The sequence below is a fragment of the Bartonella sp. AA2SXKL genome, assembly GCF_042197205.1.
In the GTDB taxonomy this organism is placed as follows: Bacteria; Pseudomonadota; Alphaproteobacteria; order Rhizobiales; family Rhizobiaceae; genus Bartonella.
In genome coordinates this window covers 1-1021 of record NZ_JBHIRN010000067.1, presented here as the reverse complement: position 1 = coordinate 1021, position 1021 = coordinate 1, and the positions used below count along the sequence as shown (strand labels likewise).

At 44.8% G+C, this 1021-nt stretch carries 2 pseudogenes; both read left to right on the top strand.

The window, feature by feature from the left end:
* Positions 1 to 423 (top strand): annotated as a pseudogene (locus ACFINS_RS09775) (hypothetical protein); the annotation flags it as partial.
* Positions 416 to 1021: pseudogene (locus tag ACFINS_RS09770) on the top strand (hypothetical protein); the annotation flags it as partial. The pseudogenes ACFINS_RS09775 and ACFINS_RS09770, both read left to right, overlap by 8 nt.

Sequence of the window (1021 nt, the reverse complement as noted above, 5' to 3'; positions counted from 1 at the left end):
AAAGATTTTGGGCATATGCTCGATTCATTGAAGGCAAGTATCGGGCTTGATGCCTTGAGAAAAGCGAAAGCATTTTCACCAAATGGCGCATCTGGCTTTGGGAATTTGTCTAATATGGAATTGCAAGCATTGCAAAACTCTGTAGCAGCACTGTATCAAGATCTTTCTGCAGAGCAAATGAAGAAATCTTTAAAAACCGTTATCGATACTTTCAATAAATCGAATGCGGCAACGCGCGCAATTCTTTTTGGTGGTGCAGAAGCAACAAGCGAACTCGTCCGAGCAGCCTATGGGGAAGATGCTTATAAGAAAAATAATACGCAGTCAGATGTTTCTCTAGAAAAACAGATAGAGGCTTTGCCGGAAGGCATACTGTTTATTGATAGTGACGGACGCATTAAGGAGAAACAAACCAATGGCTGAAGTAATCCCCCCTCTTATTAATCGTAAAAACACAAGAGTCATTGGGCATATAAGCGACTATACACCAGAACAGCTTCAAGAGCTTTTTTCAAAAAATAAGGAAAGGCTGAGTGGTTCTCTTACAGAAAATAAAAGTATAACAGAGGAAGATGATCCACATCCAAGTGCTGCGGGTGCTTTTGGATGGGGAGCTCTTCACGGGTTAACCATGGGGTATGATGATGAAGCCGCAGGAGCATTAGCAGGTTTCTGGGATCTTTTGACAGGAGATGGAGAGGTAATCAAAAAATATAATGAAGTGACAAAGCGATGGAGAGATTATCAAAGGGCGGCGAACCGAGATCATTCTTATCTATCTTTTCTGGGGAATTTAGCGGGGGCAGCAATTCCTTTTCTAATACCAGGTGTTGGCGCTCCTGCTGCTGCGCGTTCCGCTCTTGGGGCCGATGTGCTTTTGGGAAGCAGAGCAGGTGCCACAGGAGCACAAATAACCAGTAAAGCTCTAGCAGCAGGAGAAAGGGCGGTGCAATCTGCTTTGGCAGAAGGTGCAGAACGCACAGCAGCAAAAGCGGCAGGTGAAGCAGCAATAAAAGCCGCA